The sequence below is a fragment of the Dactylosporangium vinaceum genome, from assembly GCF_019904175.1.
In the GTDB taxonomy this organism is placed as follows: Bacteria; Actinomycetota; Actinomycetes; order Mycobacteriales; family Micromonosporaceae; genus Dactylosporangium; species Dactylosporangium vinaceum.
Genome location: NZ_CP061913.1, coordinates 8,895,191 through 8,918,151 on the forward strand (window position 1 = coordinate 8,895,191; position 22,961 = coordinate 8,918,151).

Here is a 22,961-nt window from a genome sequence, read left to right on the forward strand (position 1 = left end):
AGATTTCTCGCATGTTTCCACGCCCGAAGTACAGGGTGGGGGCGAGGGTGAAGTTAGGGCATCGACTCTTGTCCAACTCTTTCGATATGTGTGATCGTCACCGCATCGCTGCAAGTCGATGCGGATGCCGGGCCTTCGTACGGCGCGCACAGGGCCCCCAGACACTTCGACGAGCACGTGACCTCCGTTGGTTCCGGCCCACCCCGTCAAACATTCCCCGGTGAGGTTGGGTCGTTGCTGAAAGAAGGCACCCTTTGAAGCTCTCCCCACGGTTCGCTACAGCGGCCGGAGTGTTCGCGGTCGGGCTGGTCACAGCCGGCACCGCCGCGGCCGTGCAAGCCACGACCGCATCGGCGTCCACGGATGCCGTCGAGGTCTCCAACGCCGTCGCCGCCCAGTCCGTCGACGCCTACGTCAAGAGCAAGCCGGCAGTGATCCAGCCCAGCGCCGACGAGGCGTATGTGCAGAAGTCGGTCACCGCGTACGGCGGCTCGAAGTACATCGCGTACGACCGGACGTACAAGGGCCTGCACGTCAAGGGCGGTGACTTCGTCGTCGCCACCGACAAGGCGGGCGCGACGACGTACACCTCGGTCGCGCAGACCAAGGCGATCGGCAACCTCTCGACCACCCCGTCACTCACCTCGGCGGCCGCCGAGACCGTCGCGAAGCAGCAGCTCAAGACGGTCAACAACGTCGAGGGCACCACGCTCGTCGTCTACACGGTCGACGGTGCGGCCAAGCTCGCCTACGAGACCACGGTCAACGGCCTCGGCGCCGAGGGCATCAGCCGGCTCACGGTCGACGTCGACGCCAACACCGGCGCCGTGCTCGACAAGACCGAGCACGTCATGGCCGGCACCGGCACGGGCTGGATCAACGGCTCGGTGACCATCAACACCACCCAGTCGGGCAGCACGTACAGCATGAAGGACCCGAACTACACGAACATCTCCTGCCAGGACGCGGCGAACAACACCACGTTCACCGGCTCGGACGACGTGTGGGGCAACGGGACCGGCACCAACCGCGAGACCGGCTGCGTCGACGCGCTGTACGTCGCGCAGAAGGAACTCTCGATGCTGTCCTCGTGGCTGGGCCGCAACGGCTTCAACGGCTCGGGCGGCGGCTGGCCGATCCGCGTCGGCCTGAACGACCAGAACGCCTACTACGACGGCACCCAGATCCAGATCGGCAAGAACACCGCCGGGCAGTGGATCTCCTCCGCCGACGTGCTGGGCCACGAGGCCGGTCACGGTGTCGACGACACCACCCCCGGTGGCATCTCCAAGAGCGGCACCCAGGAGTTCGTCGCGGACACGTTCGGCGCCGCCACCGAGTGGTTCGCCAACAACCCGAACGACCCGCCGGACTACCTGGTCGGCGAGGAAGTCAACCTGGTCGGCAGCGGCCCGATCCGCAACATGTACAACCCGTCGTCGGTCGGCGACGCGAACTGCTACTCCAGCAGCATCCCGGGTGGCGAGGTCCACGCGGCCGCGGGCCCGGGCGACCACTGGTTCTACCTGATGGCGCAGGGCTCCGCGGGCAACGGCCAGCCGGCCAGCCCGACCTGCAACGGCTCGACGGTCTCCAACCCGCTGGGCATCCAGAACGCGATCAAGGTCATGTACAACGCGATGCTGATGAAGACCTCGTCGTCGTCGTACCTGAAGTACCGCACCTGGACGCTGACCGCGGCCAAGAACCTGTTCCCGGGCAGCTGCACCCAGTTCAACACGGTCAAGGCCGCGTGGGACGCCGTCTCCGTGCCGGCGCAGTCGGGCGACCCGACCTGCTCCGGTGGTGGCACCACCCCGCCGCCCACCACCAGCTCGCCCACCGGCGGCCCGACCGGCTCCTGCTCGGGCCAGAAGCTGCTCAACGGCGGCTTCGAGTCCGGCTCGGCCAGCTGGAGCGGCACCACCGGCGCCATCGGCCAGTGGTCCGGCTCGGGCCAGGCCGCCCACGGCGGCACGTACAGCGCCTGGCTCGACGGCTACGGCTCGACCCACACCGAGGCGATCCAGCAGTCGGTGACAGTCCCGTCCGGGTGTAGGGCGACCCTGTCGTTCTACGTGCACATCGACTCGGCCGAGACGACCACCACCACGGCCTACGACAAGCTGACCGTCACGGCCGGCTCGACGACCCTGGCCACGCTGTCGAACCTCAACAAGGCGTCGGGTTACCAGCTGAAGAGCTACACCTTCACCGGCACCGGCGCGGCCGTCTCCATCGGCTTCAGCGGCACCGAGGACTCCTCGCTGCAGACCTCGTTCGTCATCGACGACGCCGCGGTCACGCTGGGCTAGTTCGTTCGGCACGTCGGAAGGCCCGGGCCGCGCGTCGCCCGGGCCTTTCGCCGTCTCCGCCGCGCGTCGCTCACTCGTCGAACGTGCGCAGCCAGGCGCTCAGCGCCGCGGCGAGCGCCTCCGGCGCCTCCGCGGGCAGGAAGTGCCCCGGTGCGTCGATCCGCACCGTGGTGAGCGCCGGCAGCTCGGCCCGGCACTGCTCGACCTTCGCCGGCGTCACCACGACGCCCGGCGCCGCGTGCACCAGCAGCTTCGGCACCGGCGAGCGGCGCAGATGGGCCCAGCCGGCGGCCATGAGCGCGGCGGTGTCGCCCGGCTCCCCCGCGATCGGGATCTCCCGGGTCCACTGCAGCAGCGGGCGGCGGGACCGGGCATCGGGGTAGAACTCGGCGTAGTCGGGCGCGACCTGCGTGATGAGCCAGTTGTCGTCGAGCACCATCCGCTCGCCCTCGTCGCGGGTCCGCAGGCGCCGGAACACCTCCCGGCCGCCCTCGTCGAACTCGCCCCAGCTCTCCAGCGGCCGCAGGTGGCCCTCCATGAACGCGAAGCCGCGGACCCCGTCCGGGCGGCGGCGCAGCAGCTCCATGCCGATCGCCACGCCCCAGTCGTGCCCCACCAGCACTAGGCGCCGCAGGCCGAGCGCGTCGAGAAACGCGTCCACGTACTCGACGTGATCGGCCAGTCGGTACTCCAGGTCCGGCCGGCCCGAGCGCCCCATGCCGATCAGGTCGGGGGCGATCGCCCGGCGGCCGCCCAGGTCAGCGTGCTCCAGCGTCTTCGCCCACAGGCGGGACGAGGTGGGGTTGCCGTGCAGGAAGACGACCGGTGGGCCGTCGCCGCCGGTGTCCAGGTAGTGCATGTGACTGCCGAGCACCTCCACGGCAAGCATTCTGCAAGACGAGCCGTGTTTGCTGAAACCGTGACAGAGATGCGAGTGGTACGGCGAGTCCCGCCGGCGCGTAGGGCGGTCACCAGCCGGGCCCTCGGCTTCTACGTGTTCGACGACCGGCTGTTCGAGGAGCTGGACTGGTACGAGCTGATCGACCCGGCCGAGGGTGACGAGCACCCGGCGGCGGCCGTCGCGGCGGTGCTGCAGGGCGGCAGCAAGGCCCGTTTGGTTGGAGTTGCCGCGCCGGGCGGGCGCAGCGACCTCGCCGTTCAGGTGCTCATCGCGCTCGTGGACTCCCTGCGGGCGAGCCCGGCCCGTAGGCTCGTCGCGGCGCCCGGGGCGCACGACGAGGACGTGCTGCGGCGCGCGGGTTTCGGCCCGTTGGACGGTTCATTCGCCGTGGAGCTCTGAACTCCCGGCCCGGTGCTTGTCGGAGGGCACGTTGGGCCTGCGGTTCCGCATTCTCGGCCCGCTCGAGGTCGAGTCGGACGCCGGCCCGGTCGACACCGGCACGCCGAAGCAGCGCGCCGTCCTGGCCATGCTCGCCACCCAGCCCGGCCGGATCGTCTCCGTCCAGCGCCTGATCGACGAGCTGTGGGCCGACGAGCCGCCGGAGCGGGCGATCGCGTCCCTGCAGGCGTACGTCTCCCGCCTGCGCCGCGCCCTGGAGCCCGGCCGCACCGCCCGTGACCGCTCCGCGGTGCTCGTCAGCCGCGCTCCCGGCTACGTGCTGCAGGTCCCGGCCGACTCCGTCGACGCCGCCCGGCTGGCCGCGGCCGTGGAGCAGGTCACGGCCGACCCGCACGCCGCGCTCACCGCACTGACCGCCGCGCTGGAGCTGTGGCGCGGCGACCCGCTGCCCGAGCTGGGCGAGTCACCGCTGGCCCGGGCCGAGCGCGGCCGCCTGGTCGAGCTGCGGCTGACCGCGCTCGAGCGGCACTCGGAGGCGCTGCTGTCGCTGGGCCGGGCGTCCGAGGTGGTGTACCGCACCGAGTCCGCCCTGGCCGAGGCCCCCTACCGCGAGCGCCTGTGGGCTCAGCTGATCCTGGCCCTGTACCGCACCGGCCGCCAGGCCGACGCCATGTCCGCCTACGCCCGCGCCCGCCAGGGCCTGATCGACGAGCTCGGCATCGAGCCCGGCCCGGAGCTGCAGCAGCTGGCCCAGGACGTGCTGCGCCAGGCCCCGCACCTGGCCGGCCCTCCGTCCGCCGCACCCACCTCCGCGCCGCCGGTGCCTACGTCGGCACCCCCCGCATCCGCCGTCCCCCGCCGCCCGGACATCGCGGCGACGCCTGGCGCGCCGGACGACGAGCCCGAGGCGCTCGTCGGGCGGGACGAGCAGCTGCGGACCGTCGATCGGCTCATCGCCGAGGCGGCGGCCGGGCACGGGCGGCTGCTGCTCGTCTCCGGATCACCGGGCATCGGCAAGACGGCGCTGCTGCGGGAGGTCGCGGCGCGCGGGGCCGGGCGGGGGCTTGTCGGGACCGGGGTCGGGGTGGACGGCGAGGCGCCGCCGGTGTTCCTGCCCTGGGCGCAGATCCTGCGCGGGATCGCCGGTGGTGAGGGTGCGGCGGGCGCGATGGCCGAGGCGTTCGCGCCCTACGGCAACCTGCCGGCGGTGCTCGATCCGACGCTCGGTGACGTGCTGCCCCTGGCCGCGGCCGAGCGGATCGCCGATCCCGAGATGGCGCGGTCGCGGCTGCTGCAGGGGATCGTCGACGGGCTCGGGCGGCTCGCCGGGCACACGCCGCTGGTGCTGGTGCTCGACGACGCGCACTGGCTCGACGCGCCCTCCACGGTCCTGCTGACGCTGCTGGCCAAGGCGCTGCGCGGGCGGCGGGTGCTGCTCGCCGTCGGCTACCGCGAGGCCGAGCTGGCGGCCGACGCGCCACTGGCCGGGGTGCTGGCCGAGCTGGTCGCGGCGCCGGCGGCGGTGCGGATGCCGCTGGACGGGCTCGGGCTCGACGGGATCGCCGCGCTGGCGCGGTCGGTGACCGGCGATGCGCTGCCCCCGGAGACCGTGCTGATGCTCGCCGACCGGACCGGCGGCAACCCGTTCTTCGTCGTCGAGCTGCTCAAGGTGCTGGCGGCCGAGCACACGCTCGCGCCGGAGCACGTGCCGGTCCGCGTGCAGGAGGTCGTGCGGCGGCGGCTGGCGAAGCTGCCCGGCCAGGTCAATGCGGTGCTCGCGGTCGCGGCGGTGCTCGGGCGGGACGTGGCCGTGCCGGTGCTGCGCGAGGTCGTACAGATCGACGAGCTCGACCTGTTCGACACGCTCGACACGGCCGTGGTCGCCGGGCTGCTGACCGCGACCGACGACCCGGGGCTGCTGCGGTTCTCCCACGACCTGGTCCGGCAGACGGCGTACCAGGACCAGGGCCCCATGCGCCGGGCCCGGCTGCACGCCCGGGCCGCCCAGGCCCTGCGCGACACCGGCCTGGGCAACGCCGCCCAACTGGCCGGGCACCTGCGGGCCGCGCTGCCGGTCCTCTCGCCGTACGACGTGGTGCCGGGCCTGACCGCGGCGGCCCGGGAAGCGTACGACCGCACGGCCCACGAGCAGGCCGAGGCGCTGCTGGAAGAGGGGCTCGAGCTGCTGCAGCGGGTGCCGGCGGGCGAGCGGCGCGACGTGGCCGAGCTCGACCTGCGGATCCGGCTCGCGTACATGCGCCAGGCCAGCGACGGGTACCTGGCGCCGGTCGCGGCCGAGCAGTACGCGGCGATGGAGCCGCTGCTGATGCGGCTGCGCGGGCGGCCGGTGCTCGACGTGCTGCCGGCGCTGTGGGGCTACGCGTCGTTCCACACGGCCGCCGGTGACGTGCCGCGGGCCGTCGCCGTCGCGCGGTCCATGGCCCACGGTCCGGGCGATCCGTGGGGGGTCGTCGTGGCCGAGGTGCACGAGGGGCACGCGGCACTTACCGAGCTGGACCTCCCCCGGGCGTGCGCGCACTTCGAGAACGCCCTGGACGCGCTGCCGGGCGGGGACCTGCCGGTGTTTCCGATCGTGAACTGGGACCCGGTCATCGGCGCGCTCGCCCCGGCCGCACTCGTCTGCGGGCTGCTCGGCGAGGACGGCACGGCGCAGGAGCACCTGCGGGCCGCGCGGGACCGGGCGGGCCGGGTCGGCGAGCTGTTCCTGGACATGTACGTCGCGCACTTCACCGCCGTCGTGGCCGCGGACCGGGACGATCCCGTCGCCGCCGCGGCCGCCGCCCGGGACACGCTGGCGCTGGCGGAGCGGGGCGGATACCGGGAGTACCAGAGCCTCGCCGGTCTGGTCCTCGGCTGGGCCGAGGCGCGCACCGGCGACCCGGCCGGGCTGGAGCGGATGACCGCCGCCCGCGCGCACCTGGGCCCGGCGATGAGCCGCTTCGGCCGCCTGGAGGCCCTCTACGCCGACGCGCTGCTCGCCGTCGGCCGCCCCGAGCAGGCCGGTGCGGTCGCGGCCGCCGCCCTGGCCGCCGGGCTCCCGGGCCAGAGCGGCTTCGCCGAGCCCGACCTGCGCCGCATCCAGGCGCTGGCGACCGGCGAGCCCACGGACGCGGCCAGGGAGCGGGCGCTCGCCCTACACCACGCCCACGCCACCGCCCGGGCCGAGCGCACGCTCGTAGCAGACGGAGAGCTCTGAGCCCACATACACGCCGAAGCGCGGGATCCGGTGGTACCCCTCCCGCTCGTAGAATCGCCGCGCGTCCGGCTGCAACGTGCCGGTCTCCAGGCGCAGCGTGCCCCAGCCGAGCTGCACCGCCCGCCGCTCCAGCGCCCGCAGCACAGCGGCCGCCACACCGGTGCCGCGGGCGGCCGGGACGACGTACATGCGCTTGATCTCCGCGCTCGACGGGTCCAGGCGGCGCAGCGCACCGCACCCGACAGGCGCTCCCGCGCGCGTCGCCACCAGGAACACGTCGACGTCGGCCGCGCTCGGGTGGTCGCCGGGCTCGTGGCTCTCCCCGCCGTACCGCGCGTCGAGCTCCGCCTCCTGCGCCGCCCGCAGCGCGGCGCCCGCCGGGTCGTCCCAGGCGCGCTCCTCGATGATCAAGTCGCTCATGGGTGGAGCCTACGTTCCACCCGGATCTCCACCCGTGGGTGGCGGCTCATCGCATCGAAGATCCCTAACTTCAACGGCATGAACACGACCACGCTGCTGATCGCCGTCGCCGTCATCGTCCTGCTCATGGCCCGCCGGTTCGCCGGAGAGCCGCTGGAGGCCCGCCGCCTGATCCTGCCGCCGGTCCTGCTGATCGTCTTCGGCGGCTACACGCTGTCCCAGGTGGACTTCGCCGCCGCCGCGCAGCACCCGGCCGTCGACGGCGCGGTCCTCGGGATGGGCGCCATCGTCGCCGTCGCCGGTGGCATCGTGCGGGGCCTCACCGTGAAGGTGTTCGTGCAGAACGGGCACGTCTGGTACCGCTACACGCTCGTCACCATCGGCGTGTGGATCGCCATGGTGGCGCTGCGCGTCGGCCAGCTCTTCGCCGGCCGCGCGCTCGACGCCGACCAGGCCGTGCTGTCCGCGGGCCTGCTGGTCATCCTCGGCCTGAGCTTCCTGGGCGAGGCCGCGATCATCGGCAAGCGGGCGATCGCGACAGGCGCCCCGTTCGCGCCCAAGGGTGCCCGCCGGGCCGCCCGCCGCGGTTGAGATACACCGCGATGGCGCAGACTGGTGCGGTGCTGGAGCAGCTCATCACCGAACGCCGCGTGGCCCGCTACCGCCAGCTGCGCAGCCTGGTGATCCTGATCGTCATCACGATCGCCATGTTCCAGGACGAACCCCGGCCGGGGCTCACCGGCCGGGGCGCCGCCCTGCTGGCCGCCATGACCGTCGCGTCGGTGGCCTGGGTCATGATGGCGCTGCGGATCGGCGACCCGCGCCGGTACCCGTACGCCATCGGCACCTGCATGGCCATGAGCGTCGTGATCACGCTGCTGCGCCACGGCAGTTTCGCCGGCGTGTACGCCCTGGCCGCCGTCACCGTGGCCACGGCCTGCCTGTCCTTCGCCGTCGCGGCCGTCATGACCGGCACCGGCGCGCTGCTCCTGGCCGGCGCCTACGCCGCCATCGGGGCGCCGCTGGAGACGATCGTCATCTGGTCCGGCGCGATGGTGGTCCTGCTGCTGCTCGGCACCGTCCGCCGCGAGCGCGAGGGCCGCGCCGAGCAGGACCGGCTCCTGGCCGGCGAGCAGGCCCGCACCGCCGCCCTGGCCGAGCGGGCCCGCCTGGCCCGCGAGATCCACGACGTGCTCGCCCACTCCCTCTCCGCCCTCTCCCTGCAGCTGGAGACGGCCGCCGCCCTCCTGGAGCGCGACCGCGCCGCCGAGGCCGCCACGATCGTCGACCGGGCCGGCCGCCTGGCCCGCGACGGGCTCACCGAGACCCGCCGCGCCGTGAGCGCCCTGCGCGGCGATCCCGTGCCGCTGCCGGAGCTGCTGCGCGAGCTGACCGCGGAGCACGAGTTCGCGCTTGTCGGCGAGGTGCGCGAGCTGAGCGCCGAGACCGGCCTGGCGCTCTACCGCAGCGCGCAGGAGGCGCTGACGAACGTCCGCAAACACGCTCCCGGCAGCCGCATCACGGTGCGTCTGGAGTACACCCCGGACGAGATCCGGCTGACCGTGCGCAACACCGGCCCCTCGGGCCCGCCGACCACCGGTCTGTCCTCCGGCTACGGCCTGCAGGGCCTGCGCGAGCGGGCCGAGCTGGCCGGGGGCACCTTCGAGGCGGGCCCGTGCGAGGACGGCTGGCAGGTGGATGTGAGGATGCCGGGATGAGCATCCGGGTTGTCGTGGCCGACGATCAGACGGCGGTACGCGAAGGGCTCGCCCTGATGCTGAGCCTGCTCGACGACGTCGAGGTCGTGGGCGAGGCCGCCGACGGCGAGGCCGCGCTGGAGCTGGTGGCCGCGCACCGGCCCGACGTCGTGCTGATGGACCTGCGGATGCCGCGCCGCGACGGCGTGTCGGCCACCGCCGAGATCCGCGCCACGCACCCGGAGACCCGGGTGGTCGTGCTGACCACCTTCGCCGACGACGAGCACATCCTGTCGGCGCTGCAGGCGGGCGCGCTGGGGTACCTGACCAAGGACGCGGGCCGGGTGCAGATCGCCCACGCCGTCCGCGCGGCCGCCGCCGGCCAGTCGGTCCTCGACCCCCAGGTGCAGCAGCGTCTGGTGGCCGCCGCGGTCCAGGGCGGCGGCTCCGCCACCACCGCCGAGGCGCCGGCCGCCGTGGAGGGCCTGACCGCCCGCGAGACCGAGGTGCTGACCCTGATCGCCGCCGGGCTGTCCAACCGCGAGATCGCCGAGCGCCTCTACGTCACCGAGGTCACCGTCAAGTCCCACATCAACCGGCTGTTCGCCAAGATCGGCGTCCGCGACCGCGCCCAGGCCGTCCGCTACGCCTACGAACGCGGCATCCGCCCGTAGGGGCTCGTCCCGCGTCCCGGCCGGCGTCCCGCGTCCGCCGTCCCACCCCAGCTCAGCGCCGGGCTGCCGTCCCGGCGTCCCAAGTTCACGGCCATCCGTTGCCATCCCGGCGGCGCCCCTGCCACGGTCCTCATCGCGGTCGATGGAATCCCGTCGGCCGCCCGGCCCGGTACCACCGGGCGTGTCGATGACCGGCCGCAACCATCACGGGGGCCGGCAGAGGGGACTGACGGATGACACACCAAGCATCCCGGCGGCGCTGGGCGCGCCGTGCCGTACCACTGGCCGTGGGAGCGCTGCTCGCGGGCGTCGTGCCGAGCCTGGCCATCCAGAACTGGGCGTACGCGGCCGCGGGCTGCGGCAGCCAGCCGGTGGCCAACAACGACGACGGGTTCATCGTCCTGGGTGAGAGCGCACCGCTGCACAAGGCCCCGTACAACGCGTGCGGCGTGTTCCAGACGGTCCCGGCCAACACCAAGATCTGGACCTGGTGCACGATCGAGAACGACTACGGCAACACCTGGATCTGGGGCCGCATCGACGGCACGCAGAACCAGGGCTGGATGTACATCGAGCACGCCAAGCAGGTCGAAGAGGCTCCCACCAGCAACGACGGCTGGTGCCCGGGCGAGGCGCCGGCCGACCCCGACGCCATCGACGGCGCCGACCGCATCGTGGAGCAGGCCCCGCCGGCCGACGCCGACGACGCGCTGCCCCCGGCCGACTTCGACCCGGCGACCGACGTCGACACCGCCGTGCCGACGGTCGGCGGCGCGGAGAAGGGCGTCGAGCCGGACGCCGACTACGTGGCGCCCGAGGGCGACGAGGACGCTCCCGACGCGGGGACGAGCACGCTGGCCGCGGCGGCCGCGGCGCTGAAGTACGGCAAGCCGATCAAGCGCACCAAGGTCATCGCCCGGGCCAAGAACTGGTACAGCCGCAACGTGCAGTACAGCCAGAGCGCCTACGCCTGGGACGTCAACCACGGCAAGAAGTTCCGCACCGACTGCTCGGGCTTCGTGTCCATGTCGTGGGCGCTGACCTCCAGCCGCACCACCCGGACCCTCGACGGGGTCTCGCACCGGATCAACTGGTCCAGCCTCAAGCCGGGCGACATGGTCCTGCGCAGCGGCCACCACGTGCAGCTGTTCGAGAAGTGGGCCAACAAGGCGCACACCCGGTTCTGGCTGTACGAGGAGGGCAACCCCAACTCGGACATGAACCACTACAAGCTCTACGTCAGCACGGCCAAGAGCAACGGGTTCAAGCCGTGGCGGTACAACAAGATCCGCGACTGACGCCCGCCTCCCCCTGACACGGCCCCGAATCGTCTCCGACGGTTCGGGGCCGTTTGTTACGGGTCGGTACGGAACGGCCGGATCGGCTACATTGCCCACCTACGCACACCACGGGGAAGCAATGGCAGTCGATGCGTCAAGCGAACTCGCCCAGCGATTGACGAGCCTCAAGGAGGCCACCGGATGTAGCTACACCGAACTGGCGGGCCGGGCCGCGCTCAGCCGCTCGACCGTGCACCGCTACTGCTCCGGGGCGGCGGTGCCCCCGGACTTCGACACGGTCAGCCGGCTGGCCCGGGCCTGCGGCGCCGACCGGGGCGAGCTGCTGGACCTGCACCGGATGTGGGTGCTGGCCGCCGCGGCCCGGCCCACGACCGGGAAGCCGGCCGAGCCCGCGCCACCGCCCGAGCCCGCGCCCGCGCCACCGGTCGACCGGCCGCCGGCACCGCGCCGCCGGCACCGCCGCCTCCCGGACCGGGCCGCCGTCGCGATCTTCGCGCTGTTCGGCCTCATCGCGCTCAACGTGTTCGCCGGCTCCGGCGCCCCGCGGTCCGCCCGCGCGGACGCCGGGGCCGAGCTGAAGGCCACGGCCTGCGCCTCGGTGATCGCCCTGGGTGAGCACGGCGACTGCGTCCGGGAGATCCAGATCCTGCTGATCAAGAGCGGCACCGTGCTCACGGCCGACGCCAACTTCGGCACCGAGACCCGCCGCCGGGTGGTCGCGTTCCAGGTGCTGGCCGGGCTGCCCCCGACCGGCCGGGTCGACGACGCCACCAGGAAGGCCCTGGTCTCCGGCCGGATCTCGATGCGGACCTGGTCCGAGGAGCAGGTCGAGCGGCGCATCCGCGAGGTGTTCCGCAACCCCCGGGCCGGCGACGAGGCGGTCCACGTCGCCCGCTGCCGCTCACACCTGGACGCCCTCTGGGTCGGCCTGGACCCGGACGGCGGCTGGGGCGTGTTCCAGCTGACCGACGAGGTGCTGAGCAACTACGACGGCACCCAGCGGGTCGCCCTGGACCCGGAGTGGAACATCCAGGCGGCCCACTGGATCTGGGCCGAGCACCGCGACTTCAGGGCCTGGCCGGTCTGCGCGGACGCCGCCCCGGCCACCCCGTTCGCGCCCCGAACCGCCCTGCGCGCCCCCGGCCGCCACCATCGACATCAGCGTTTGTAGCCCTTCAACGCCGCCTCCAGGCGGGGCTTGGCGTCGGCCGGGAGCTGGCCGCCGTCGGCCAGCGCCTGGCGCACGATCGCCCGGAACGTCTCCGAGAACAGGGCGTAGTGCGGGGTCACGGGCCGGGTGCGGGCGGTGCGGATGGCCTCCAGCAAGGTCGGGGCATACCGGTACAGCGCGACGACCTCGGCGTCGCGGTAGACGATCTCCCGGGTGGCCGCAAAGCCGCCCCGCTCGAACAGGATCTGCTGGCTGCGCTCGCTCGTCAGAAACTCGATGAGCTGCCGGGCCGCGTTCGGGTGGCGGCTGTGGGCGGAGACGGCGAGGTTCTGGCCGCCCAGTGCGCTCGGGCCCGGCAGGCGGGTGACCTCGAACTCCAGCGCGGGGCGGGTGTCGGCCGGCGGGGCGGCGGGGCCGGGGGTCGGGCCGGGAGCGGGGGCGACGGCGGGCGGGGGGTCAAGCGTGCGGTGGGCCACCGGCCAGTTGCGCATGAACAGGACCTTGCCCTCGGCGAACGCCTGCGTGGCGGCCTGCTCGTCGAAGCCGGCCGACTCCGGGAGGATCACCTGCGGCGCCGAGCGGTTCAGGCCCTCGGCCAGGCGATGCAGGCCCTCCTGGGCCTCGGGCGAGTCGATGACGACACGGCCGCCGGCGTCGACCACGTCGCCGTTCGCGGCCCAGATCGCCTCCAGGGCGTTGACCGTCAGGCCCTCGTAGTCGGCCAGCTGGCCCGCGTAGCCGGCGGTCGGGCGGGTGCCGTCGGCGGTGAGGGCACCGAAGCCGGTCAGGACCGACTGGGACTGGGCGACCAGCTGCGGCCAGCTCGTCGGGGCGGTGCCGACGTAGTTGTCGCGGTAGTACAGCAGGCCGGCGTCGGTGTTGAACGGCAGCGCCCAGAGCTTGCCGTCGTAGCGGCACGTGTCCAGCGGGTGCTGGAGGAAGCCTGCCGGGTCGGCGTCGTCGAGCCGGCGGATGTACCCCTGCGAGGCGAACTCGGCCGTCCAGGTCACGTCGAGGTTGTAGATGTCGGCGTCGCCCTGCCCGCCGCCCTGGGCCCGGGCCACCATCTCGCTGCGCTGGGCATCGGCGACCGCGGCCAGCTCCTCGATCCGGGCCGGGTTGCGCGGATGCAGCGCGTTCCACTGGTCGACGAGCGCCTGGCGCTGGTGGCCGTAGCCGTCGTCGCGGCCGCTGAGGATGACCAGCTCGCCGTCCTCCGGCGCGTGGTCGTCGTGGAACCACGGCACCACGAACGCGTTGACCAGCAGGGCCAGCGCCGCACCCACCACGGCCGCGGCCAGCAGGGCCCGGTGGCGCTCGAGAAAGCGCGGTACTTTACGTGCCATTGCCGGGCTCGCCTCCCCAGAGCAGGCCGAACAGGTCCTGCAGAATGTCGCCGATCGCGCCCGGATCGGCGTCGTAGCAGGCGCCGCCCGTGTGGGCGGTGATGTCCTTCAGCGCGAACGCGCCGCAGCTGGCCTCGCCGATCGCGATGACGAAGACCCGCACGCCCTTGCCGCGCACCTGGGCGTCGACGCTCGACGGGTCGGTGCCGCTGGTGTCGCTGCCGTCGGTGAGCACGACGAGGCCGGCGATCTGCTCGTCCTTGCCGGCCGCCGCGTCCCGCACGCCGTCGGCGATCGTGGGCAGGAGCGGCGTGTTGCCGGCCGGCCGCACCTGGCCGAGCGCGTCGATCGCCGCCTTCGCCCGCGGTACCCCCGAAATCGGCACGTCGGCCCTTCCGAGCGGCACGATGTCGCGCGAGCCGGTGCCGCGCCCGTCGGCCGGAAACACGCGCAGACCGAACTCGTCGCGGCCGCTCATCAGGTCCAGGGCCCGCCCGACGCCCGACGCCGCGACCTCGTAGCGCGTCCGGCGCCCGTCGGCCAGGGTCTGCATCGAGCCGGAGACGTCGAGGGCCAGCAGGACCCGGCCGGGCCGCCGGGCCTGGGCGTAGCGCTGCAGCGTCGTCCTGATGAGGTCCCCCGGCGGCGGCCGGCGCTCGAACGCGATCCCGGCGTGGGCGCCGAACCGCTCCGTCAGCGGCTCGGCCACGTCGAACAGGGGCGGCGGCCGCAGCGCGGCCCGGACCAGCGCCCGCTTGCCCTCGTCGCGGCCCAGCCAGCCCTCCAGGTCCTTCGCCGCCGCCGTCGAGGGGGCCGCCGTGGTGTCCCAGCCCAGCCGGGCGAGGGGGTGATCGGCGCCCGCGGTGTCGGTCGGATAGAACGCCACCAGGCTCGCCTCGCTGCCCGGCCGCCCCTGGTCGAAGCCACAATCCAAGCCTTGGTTGTACCGCACCAGCGCCTGCTCGGTCGTGAGGACGGCCGCCCGGTGCGGGTCCTCGGCGCGCTTGCGGCACAGCAGCTCGGTGCTGTCGCCGAGGGGGAAGCCGCCCGCGTCGAGCGAGCGCTCGATGCGCTGCTCCACGGTGCGCGCGGCCGGGCCGTCGACGTGCGTGCGGTCATAGAGCACCGTCGTGGCCAGGGCGCCGGCCCCCGACACCGACGGGTCGGGCCGCAGCACGTCCCAGCCGCGCCGCGTCACCTCGTCCCACAGCTGCTTCCAGGTCAGGTCCTCGCGCCGGTCGGCCAGGTCGCCGGGCACCGCGGCGGCCGGGACGCCGAGCACGATCGGGGACGCGGCGATGATCCGCTGCTCGGCGATCGGCACGGGCACCGCGAACTTCGCGGCCGCGTCCCGGGCGGCGTCGATGTCGGCGGTGGAGTCCGGCAGCCACACGTCCGGGCGGGGGCCGATCTGGCCGAGGGCGTCGTTTGACCAGCCGGAGCCGATGGCGTCGCGGGCGTCGGCCGGGCGGGCCGCGTAGACGTACAGCTCGGCCGTCGGGCAGCCGTGGTTGGCCGCGGCCGTGGCCGATTCGTAGGCGTCGGCGAGCTGCCGTACCGCATCCAGCTGCTCCTGTGACGTGAGCACCCGCACGCCGGCCGGCCGGGGGCAGCCGTGGATCCAGCGCTCGAAGGAGTCGATCGCCGGCTTGACGGCGTACCCGGCGGCCAGCGCGACCAGGCACAGCACGCCGACGAAGAGGGCCCGCCACCGCAGGATCGACCGGAACTTCCCCAGGACCTGGCCGAACCACTGCAGCAGCGACTCGAACAGCCCGGCCGCGAAGAGGCCGCCGAGCCCGCCGATCAGCGAGCCGCCGATGAGCATCGCCCACCGCGCGAACGAGGCGGGCTGGCCGGTGGAGAGCTGCTGCAGCGAGATCCCGGCCCCGGTGAACAGCGCGACCAGGATCGACACGATGGGCCGCGCCGTTTCGCGTCCGTTGCCGCCGTTACCGTTGCCGTTGCCGCTACTGCTGCCGTTGCTGCTGGTGTCCGTGTCCCCCGTGTCGATCATGCCGGCGGCGCACCCCCTGGCGGTAGGGTTGTCGTTCTATCATCCCTCTCGATGGCCACTCCTGCCGAATATGCTCGGCGGCATGATCGAGTTTGACGTGCTGGTGCTCGGAGGCGCCGGGATCGACACCATCGTGCGGGTGCCCGACTTCACGATCCCGCCGGGCGACAGCACCCCCGTGCCGCCGATCCACGACTACGTCGCCCACTCGGGCAACGGCGTGGCGCTGGGGCTGCACGCGCTGGGCCGGCGGACGCGGTTCGCCGACGCGCTCGGCGACGACGCGCAGGGTGAGCTGATCCGCTCGCGGTACCGGCAGACGGGCCTCGACTTCGTCGCGCACCCGGCGCCGTACGGCACCCCGCGCAGCGTCAACCTCGTCGACGCGGCCGGCCGCCGGTTCTCGTTCTTCGACGGGCGCTACCCGGCCGGGTACGCCTACCCCGAGGACTTCTACCTGCCGCTCGTCGAGCGGGCCGCCCACGTCCACGTCGCCACCCAGCGCACGCCGGCCGTCTGGGCCCGGGCCCGCGCGCTGGGCATCACCACCTCCACCGACGTCCACACGTGGAACGGCACCGACGACTGGGCGTGGCCGATGGCGGGCGAGGCGGACCTGGTGTTCCTGTCGGCGGCGGCGGTACCCGACCGGATCGACGACGTCATGCGGCGCATCCTGGCCGAGGGCCGGGCGTCGATGGTGGTCGCCACCGAGGGCGCGCACGGCAGCCGCGTGCGCACCGCAGCGGCGGCGGTCCGCTTTCCGGTCGTGCCGCTGGCCGGCCCCGCCCTCGACTCCAACGGCGCCGGCGACGCCTACAGCACCGCGTTCATGAGCCGGTGGCTGCAGGGGCGCCCGGTGCCGGAGTGCGCGCTGGCCGGTGCCGTGTCCGGGGCGTTCGCCTGCGGGTTCGCCGGCACGCACGAGCGGTTGATCACGGAGGCGGAGCTGGCGGCCGGGATCGCCGATGTGCAGCATTCGTGGAGGGCCCTGTCGGATTGACGTCGTAGCGTTGAGAATTCGCTGGTGAACGCCATCCTCGGGGGCATGTACCAGACCTGGCTGCGGCGCGTGGTGAAGCTCGGCATCGCGATGGCGATGGCGGGCGGCCTGGTGACGGCCGAGGCGTCCATGTGGCTGCAGTCGGCGTCGCGCGACTACGTGTACGGCGTCGACGACGTGCCGGAGGCGCCTGTCGCGCTGGTCCTGGGCGCGCAGGTGTACGACGACGGCAGCCCGTCGCCGTTCCTGGCCGCGCGGCTGGAGATCGCCCGGCAGCTGTACGCGGCCGGCAAGGTCAAGGCGATCCTGGTCTCCGGCGACCACATGGACTGGGGCTACGACGAGCCGGGTGCCATGTGGCTGTGGCTCAACGACCGGGGCGTGCCGGCCGGGCGGATCATCGAGGACCACGCGGGCTTCGACACGTACGACTCCTGCGCCCGGGCGAAGCGCGTCTTCGGCGTCGACCGGCTGATCGTCGTGTCACAGGCGTTCCACGTGCCGCGGGCCGTCGCACTCTGCCGCCACCTCGGCGTCGACGCGGTAGGCGTGGGCGACACGACGATGGCCCGGTTCCACGCGCCGTGGTGGCAGGCGTCGCTGCGCGAGTACGGCGCCGCCGACAAGGCGGCGTTCGACGTGCTCAGCGGCCGCGACCCGGTGTTCCTGGGCCGGCCCGAGACAGGCGTGCAGGACGCGCTGCTGCAGGGCTGAGAGAATGCGGCGATGAGCGCGCTGCTGGGAGTGTCGTCGCCGGTCCTCGCCGCGCCGATGGCCGGAGGTCCGTCGACGCCGTCGCTCGTCCTGGCCGCAGCCCGCGCCGGCTCTCTCGGCTTCCTGGCCGCCGGCTACCGCACGGCCGCGGACCTGGCCGCCCAGCTCGACCAGGTCCGGGGCGCCTTCGGCGTCAACGTGTTCGCGCCCAACCCGGTGCCGGTGGACCCCGAGGCGTTCCGGCGCTACGCGCGGGAGCTGCAGCCCGAGGCCGATGCGTTCGGGCTCGACCTGGCCGGCGCCGCGCCCGTCGAGAACGACGACGACTGGGCGGCGAAGATCGACCTGCTGCTCGCCCGGCCGGTGCCGGTGGTGTCGTTCACGTTCGCCCTGCCGCCCGCGGCGACCGTCGCCGCGCTGCGCCGGACCGGCAGCGTGGTCCTGCAGACAGTGACGTCCACTGTGGAGGCTCGGGGGGCGGCGCTCGTCGGCGTGGACGGCCTGATCGTGCAGTCCTGCGCGGCCGGGGCCCACTCGGGCACGTTCACGCCCGCCGAGCTTCCCGCCGATCGCGATCTGGCCGATGTGGTACGTGCGGTGGGCGCCGTCGTCGACCTCCCGCTGATCGCGGCCGGCGGCATCGGCACCCCGGCCGACGTCACCGCGGCTCTTGCCGCCGGGGCGCAGCACGTCATGGTCGGCACCGCGCTGCTGCGCACCGACGAGAGCGGCGCCGGCGCGGTCCACCGGGCGGCCCTGGCGGCCGGAGCCGGCGAGACCGTCCTGACCCGCGCGTTCAGCGGCCGCCCGGCCAGAGCGCTGCGCAACGGCTTCGTTGACCGGCACCACGCCTCGGCCCCGTCCGGCTACCCGGCCGTACACCACCTGACCACCCCGCTGCGCCGGGCCGCCGCGCAGGCCGGCGACGCCGACCGGGTCAACCTGTGGGCCGGCACCGGTTTCCGCCACGCCCGCACCGGCCCGGCCGCCGCCGCCCTCGACCACCTGGCCGGGAAGGCCTAACCGCGCCGGGTGGCGTGCAGTGAGGCCAGCAGCGCCAGCCGCTCGGCGTCGGGCGAGCCCGGCTCGGCGGTGTAGACGAGCATGACCGGCCCCGGGTTGCCGGGCAGCGGGTACGTGTCCCAGTCCAGCGTCATGTCGCCCACCTCGTGGTGGCGGAACACCTTCGTCCCGTGCACCTCCTCGGCCACGTCGTGCCGCGCCCACAGCCGCCGGAAGTCGGCACTGCCGATGCTGAGCCGCCCGATGATCGCCGTCGCCCGCGGATGCGTCGGATCGGCCGCCACCGCGGCCCGCATCATGCCGATGTACTGGACGGCCATCTCCTCCCAGTCGGCACACCGCAGCGGCGAGCCCGGATCACTGAAGATCACCGTCAGCATGTTCCGCTCCTCGGGCGGCAGCGCCGCCGGGTCCCCGAACAGCGCCTCGGCCATGCAGTTGTACGCGAGCACGTCCAGGTGCCGGCCCAGCACCATCGCCGGCGTGTGCATGACGTGCAACAGCCGCCGGGTGCTGCCCGGCACCTCCTCGGGCGCCCGCCGCGCCGGCCGCACCGGCACCGGCCGCCGGGCCGCCCGCGCCAGCGCGAACAGATGCCGCCGCTCCGCGTCGTCCAGGTCGAGCGCTCCGGCGATGGCGTCGAGCACGTCGTCCGACGGCCGCACCTCCCGCCCCTGCTCCATCCGCTGGTAGTAGTCGGTGCTCAACCCGGCGAGCAGCGCCAGCTCCTCCCGCCGCAGCCCGGCCACCTTGCGCCGCCCACCCGGCTCGAGCCCGACGTCCTGCGGCCGCAGCTGACTGCGCCGGGCCCGGAGGAACTCGCCGAGCTCCTGCGCATACGGGTGATCGCTCGCCATGCCCCAAGTGTGCCCGGCCCCGCCCGAGCTCAGGGTAGGTCCCACAAACCCAGCCAACGCCGGGCCGCGAAGCCTTGCCGATGACCGCAGTGCGCAGCCGGCCGCCGGCGTGCCCGTCGATGTCAACCATCAGGCACCGGTCTCGCCGTTGTGCGTCCGTATCGGTGGACGACATCCCGACGCGGCGGGCCGGCTCCCGCCCGGCGCCCAGCCTGCCGGGAGGCCGCACCACGGGACTACAGACGCTGGCGGCCGTTACGGTCGGAGCGAGCGGCCGGGCGCGCGGCGCCCGGCGTCGACACTTCACGGCCGGCCGCGTAGGCCCGGTCGATGGGCGGCGGTGGAGACTCGCGCCATGTGTCGCCGAGCTCGCCGGCGCCGGGCGGCTCCACCGGCATGTCAGCAAACATGCGCAGCAGAATCCGCTGGGTCCGACCATCTTCGCGGATCTTCTCGCGCTTGGTCTTCTCGTGCTCCCTGACCCATTCACGAACAGCAAGCCACAGTCCGCGAACGGCCAGCCAGAGCCCGCCGCCCGCGAATGCGGTCGTCACCAAGGGCGCGAGCTCGGAAAAGTTCACCAGCGGTCCCTACGCCGACGTCAGCCGGCGACCGGCAACCGTGGACGCACAGACCACCGCTGCAGTGCCGCGTCATGCACAGCGCGAAACACAGCGGGCGGCCGGCGCCGCAGTGGGCCCCCGATCGCCGATGGGGTCGATCGGACGGCCGATCGGTGATTTCCGCAGATCTCGCTCGGCATCGGACCCCTCCACAGCGATTCGTCACGTGACCGGCCCGTCAACTATCCCGTGCACCAGCACTGCCGCACAACCATTGAGTAAAGAAAATCTTTATAGCCACGGACCCGAGTTGCCTAAAAGTCCCCTAGATCAATTCTCCGACGCTGGTCAGGGCCGCTCTAGTGGCCACTCCAGCTGGTCGTATTCCGATCGAGAACGGAGTACGATGACCGCCATCCTTTAGAGCTGTCAGGTTCCCGAGCGATCACAGAGGAGCAGGGTGACGGCTGAGACCTTCATCGGCCGAGCCGACGAACTGGCCGGGCTTGACGAACTGCTGGCCGGGGCGAGCGACGCCCGACCGGCCGCAGTGATGATCCGCGGCGACGCCGGCGTCGGCAAATCACGGCTCGTGGGTGAGTTCGCCGATCGGGCTCGACGGCAGGGAGCTCAGGTCCTGATAGGTGCATGCGTGCAGCTCGTGGGCGGCGAAGGCGAGGGGACGTTCCCATACGCGCCACTGATCGACGCCTTGCGACGCTATGTGCGCGCCAACGGCGACCCGGCACTGCACAACCTCGGCGAGCTCAGCGAGCTGGTCGCCGATTTCACCGACAGCCAGCCGGTGGGCGGCGGGGCGGGCGGCCTCGGCAGCCAGCGGAAGCTGTTCGGGGCGGTGCTGCGGTTCATCGACCGGCTGAGCACCTCCGGACCCGCGGTCCTGGTGTTCGAGGACCTGCACTGGGCCGATCAGTCCACTGTGGACCTCATCTCGTACCTGGTCCGGGCGAAGTCTGACCAGCGACTTGTGCTGGTCGGGACGTATCGCACCCAGGTTTCGAAGGGACAGCCGCTGCGCCGGGTCCTGGCGGAGCCCGACTTCCTGCGCCGGGTGACGACCGTGACCGTCCCGCCGTTCTCGGAGCAGGAGATGCGCCAGCTCGTCCAGGCGGCCCGCGGGCCCGAGACCCGCGACCTCGTCCATCACGTCTTCAACCTGTCCGGCGGCAACGCGTTCTTCGCCGAGGAGTTGATCAGGGCCACGAGCACGCGGATTCCGGGTTCTCTGCTGGAGCTGATGCTCACCAGGATCGAGGGCCTCCCCCCAGAGGCGAGCCACCTGATGCGCGTCGCGGCCACGGCTGGTCCGCGCGTCAGTGAGCGCCTGCTCGTGGCGGTCTGCGGGCTCAACGAGGACGAGCTCGCGGCGGCGCTGCGCACCTGCCTGGATCGGGATCTCCTCGTCACCGGCGACAATGACGAAGCCTACGCATTCCGGCATGCTCTACTCCGGCAGGCGGTCTACGGGGAGATTCCCGGCTTCGAGCGCCGGCGCCTGCACACCCGCATGGCCGAGGCTCTCACCGCCGACCCCGCGCTGGGCATCTCGGCCGGCTCAGTCCCGATCGAGCTCGCCCATCACTGGTTCGAGGCGGGCCGGCACCGGGAGGCGCTGGCCGCGACGGTGGCCGCCGGCCGGGCCGCAACCGCCATACCCGCATACCGCGAGGCCGAGCTGCAGTATCGGCGGACGCTGGAGCTGTGGTCGTCCGTGCCGGATGCCGCCGAGGTCACCGGGCAGTCCCGGGACGAGGTTCTCGAGGCGCTGGCGGCCACCTCTCGCTGGGCCGGGCACGTCGCCCGGGCCGTCGAGTCGATCGAGGCGGCACTCCACGAGGTCGCCGCGGATGCCACCCGGACCGCCGAGCTGCTGGAGCGACTCGGCACATACCAATGGGAGGCCGGCGACACGACCGGATCGGCCGCGTCCTACCTGAGGGCCAAGGACCTGCTGCCGAGCCGGCCGCTTTCGCCACTGCACGTCCGCGTCGAGGCCGACCTCGCCACCGCCGCGCTTCGCGCGGGTGACTACGCCGAGGCCCGGGCCCACGCCGACGCGGCGGTCGCCATGGCCGACGACGTCGGCACGGCCGCCGAGCGAGGCTTCGCGCTCCAGGTCTCCGGTCTCGCCATGACGCTGCTCGGCGAGCCGGCCGGCGGCATCGACCGGCTCCGCGAGGCGGTCGAGGTCACCGAGGCGACCGGTCAGTTCGAGGATCTCCTGCGAACCTACGCCAACCTCGCCGTGGCGCTGGAGCACTCCGGACAGCTCGAGGCGGCGGCGGACGCCTCTCGACGCGGCTTGCACACCGCGCGCGGACACGGCCTGGACGGCTCACGAATCGCCGTTGCGCTTGCAAACAACGCCGGTGTTGCGCTCAATCTGCTGGGCCAATGGGACGAGGCGGGCGAGCTTCTCGACGACGCGCTGCTGTTCGGCACACCTGTCGGGCAGAGCGCGTACCTCCGGCTGACCCAGGCGGAGATCGACGTGGCCCGCGGACGTTTCGCCGCGGCCCGCGAGCGGCTTGAACAGATCCGCGAGCGGCCGATCCGAGACCCGCGGTTCGTCCGCGCCCGATTCACCTGCGAGGCCGAGCTCGCCCTGTGGACGGGCGACGTCGCTGCGGCCCGGAGGGCGGCGGCGGATGGCCTCGAAGCGATGGGCGCCGCACCGCCCGCCGTCGAGGCGCTCCGGCTCCACGCCGTCCAGCTGCGTGCCGCCGCCGACGCCCGCGCCGGGGACGCCGATCGGCGGGAGGTCGCACGCGCCGCCGAGCGGCTGGCCCGGCTGGCCCGGGCCGTGTCGGACGTCGGCGAACCCGGTGAGGAGTCCGCGGCCCTTCGCGCGCAGTGCGAGGCCGAGGCGCACCGGGCCGCGGGCACCGACAGCGCCGCCGAATGGGCCGCGGCGGCCGGCCGGTGGGAGGCGCTGCACCGGCCCTACGCGGCGGCGTACGCCCGATGGAAGGAGGCCGAGGCCGCGCATGTCGAAGGCGATGCTCCCCGGGCCGCGGCCGCCCTCGGGCAATCGCTGGAGACGGCCGAGCGGCTCGACGCCCGACCGCTCCTGGACCGGCTTCGCGCGCTGCATTCGCAGTTGTCCGGCGCGACGACCCGGCCGGACGTGGCCGCGCTGTCCGAGCGTGAGATCGCGGTGCTGCGGATCGTCGCGACCGGGGCCACCTATGCGCAGGTCGGCACCGAGCTCATGATGGCCGAAAGCACTGTTGGGGTGCACGTGTCAAACGCCCGCCGGAAGCTGGCGATCTCCGACCGGCGCGAGCTCGTCGCGTGGGCCCGGGCCAACCTGTGATCGGTG

At 73.4% G+C, this 22,961-nt stretch carries 18 protein-coding genes; 12 read left to right on the forward strand and 6 right to left on the reverse strand.

Annotation, left to right across the window (positions count from 1 at the left end):
* The first annotated feature begins 290 nt into the window (after positions 1-290).
* On the forward strand, positions 291-2,315 hold the full coding sequence (locus tag Dvina_RS39885; protein ID WP_246655623.1) for a M4 family metallopeptidase: 2,025 nt from the start codon (positions 291-293) through the stop codon (positions 2,313-2,315).
* A gap of 70 nt (positions 2,316-2,385) precedes the next feature.
* On the opposite strand, the gene Dvina_RS39890 is transcribed toward Dvina_RS39885, so the two are convergent.
* Entirely contained in the window at positions 2,386-3,195 is an 810-nt protein-coding gene (locus tag Dvina_RS39890; RefSeq protein ID WP_223095143.1) for a haloalkane dehalogenase, read from the reverse strand.
* Between the two features lie 39 nt (positions 3,196-3,234).
* Between Dvina_RS39890 and Dvina_RS39895 the strand changes: the two genes are divergently transcribed.
* Complete coding sequence (locus Dvina_RS39895; RefSeq protein ID WP_223095145.1) at positions 3,235-3,615, forward strand: hypothetical protein; 381 nt, start codon at positions 3,235-3,237, stop codon at positions 3,613-3,615.
* 31 nt (positions 3,616-3,646) lie between these two features.
* Positions 3,647-6,832, forward strand: a complete 3,186-nt coding sequence (locus Dvina_RS39900; protein WP_223095147.1) for an ATP-binding protein — start codon at positions 3,647-3,649, stop codon at positions 6,830-6,832.
* Here the strand turns inward: Dvina_RS39900 and Dvina_RS39905 are convergent.
* On the reverse strand, positions 6,770-7,252 hold the full coding sequence (locus Dvina_RS39905; RefSeq protein ID WP_223095149.1) for a GNAT family N-acetyltransferase: 483 nt from the start codon (positions 7,250-7,252) through the stop codon (positions 6,770-6,772). The two genes, Dvina_RS39900 and Dvina_RS39905, sit on opposite strands and share 63 nt — an antisense overlap.
* A gap of 78 nt (positions 7,253-7,330) precedes the next feature.
* On the opposite strand from Dvina_RS39905, the gene Dvina_RS39910 reads away from it, so the two are divergent.
* From Dvina_RS39910 to Dvina_RS39930, 5 genes are all read left to right on the forward strand, one after another.
* Positions 7,331-7,843, forward strand: a complete 513-nt coding sequence (locus Dvina_RS39910) for a hypothetical protein (RefSeq protein ID WP_223095151.1) — start codon at positions 7,331-7,333, stop codon at positions 7,841-7,843.
* A gap of 11 nt (positions 7,844-7,854) precedes the next feature.
* Positions 7,855-8,970, forward strand: coding sequence for a sensor histidine kinase (locus tag Dvina_RS39915; protein ID WP_223095153.1), 1,116 nt, complete (start codon positions 7,855-7,857; stop codon positions 8,968-8,970).
* Positions 8,967-9,623 (forward strand): response regulator, encoded by a 657-nt coding sequence (locus tag Dvina_RS39920; protein ID WP_223095155.1) that lies wholly within the window; start codon positions 8,967-8,969, stop codon positions 9,621-9,623. Before Dvina_RS39915 ends, Dvina_RS39920 begins: the two co-directional genes overlap by 4 nt.
* Before the next feature lie 233 nt (positions 9,624-9,856).
* The gene (locus tag Dvina_RS39925; protein WP_223095157.1) at positions 9,857-10,921 is read left to right on the forward strand and encodes a C40 family peptidase; all 1,065 of its coding nucleotides are present in this window, start codon (positions 9,857-9,859) and stop codon (positions 10,919-10,921) included.
* 121 nt (positions 10,922-11,042) lie between these two features.
* Complete coding sequence (locus Dvina_RS39930) at positions 11,043-12,095, forward strand: helix-turn-helix domain-containing protein (protein ID WP_223095159.1); 1,053 nt, start codon at positions 11,043-11,045, stop codon at positions 12,093-12,095.
* On the opposite strand, the gene Dvina_RS39935 is transcribed toward Dvina_RS39930, so the two are convergent.
* Positions 12,083-13,441 carry an extracellular solute-binding protein gene (locus Dvina_RS39935; RefSeq protein WP_223095161.1) on the reverse strand — a complete coding sequence of 453 codons (1,359 nt, stop codon included), beginning with the start codon at positions 13,439-13,441 and terminating at the stop codon, positions 12,083-12,085. The genes Dvina_RS39930 and Dvina_RS39935 overlap by 13 nt on opposite strands.
* Positions 13,431-15,458, reverse strand: a complete 2,028-nt coding sequence (locus Dvina_RS39940) for a vWA domain-containing protein (RefSeq protein ID WP_223095163.1) — start codon at positions 15,456-15,458, stop codon at positions 13,431-13,433. The genes Dvina_RS39935 and Dvina_RS39940 overlap by 11 nt, the downstream gene beginning before the upstream one ends.
* An 82-nt stretch (positions 15,459-15,540) precedes the next feature.
* On the opposite strand from Dvina_RS39940, the gene Dvina_RS39945 reads away from it, so the two are divergent.
* Genes Dvina_RS39945 through Dvina_RS39955 form a run of 3 tightly spaced genes read left to right on the forward strand, consistent with a single transcriptional unit; the run spans position 15,541 to position 18,198 of the window.
* Positions 15,541-16,461: a carbohydrate kinase family protein gene (locus tag Dvina_RS39945; protein WP_223095165.1), complete on the forward strand. Its 921-nt coding sequence runs from the start codon at positions 15,541-15,543 to the stop codon at positions 16,459-16,461.
* A 45-nt stretch (positions 16,462-16,506) separates the two neighbouring features.
* Positions 16,507-17,175, forward strand: a complete 669-nt coding sequence (locus Dvina_RS39950; RefSeq protein ID WP_223105971.1) for a SanA/YdcF family protein — start codon at positions 16,507-16,509, stop codon at positions 17,173-17,175.
* 12 nt (positions 17,176-17,187) lie between these two features.
* Positions 17,188-18,198 carry a nitronate monooxygenase gene (locus tag Dvina_RS39955; protein ID WP_223095167.1) on the forward strand — a complete coding sequence of 337 codons (1,011 nt, stop codon included), beginning with the start codon at positions 17,188-17,190 and terminating at the stop codon, positions 18,196-18,198.
* Here the strand turns inward: Dvina_RS39955 and Dvina_RS39960 are convergent.
* The gene (locus Dvina_RS39960) at positions 18,195-19,055 is read right to left on the reverse strand and encodes a helix-turn-helix transcriptional regulator (protein ID WP_223095169.1); all 861 of its coding nucleotides are present in this window, start codon (positions 19,053-19,055) and stop codon (positions 18,195-18,197) included. The two genes, Dvina_RS39955 and Dvina_RS39960, sit on opposite strands and share 4 nt — an antisense overlap.
* 236 nt (positions 19,056-19,291) lie before the next feature.
* Entirely contained in the window at positions 19,292-19,636 is a 345-nt protein-coding gene (locus tag Dvina_RS39965) for a hypothetical protein (protein ID WP_223095171.1), read from the reverse strand.
* A gap of 442 nt (positions 19,637-20,078) precedes the next feature.
* Between Dvina_RS39965 and Dvina_RS39970 the strand changes: the two genes are divergently transcribed.
* Complete coding sequence (locus Dvina_RS39970) at positions 20,079-22,955, forward strand: ATP-binding protein (protein ID WP_223095173.1); 2,877 nt, start codon at positions 20,079-20,081, stop codon at positions 22,953-22,955.
* Positions 22,956-22,961: the final 6 nt, after the last annotated feature.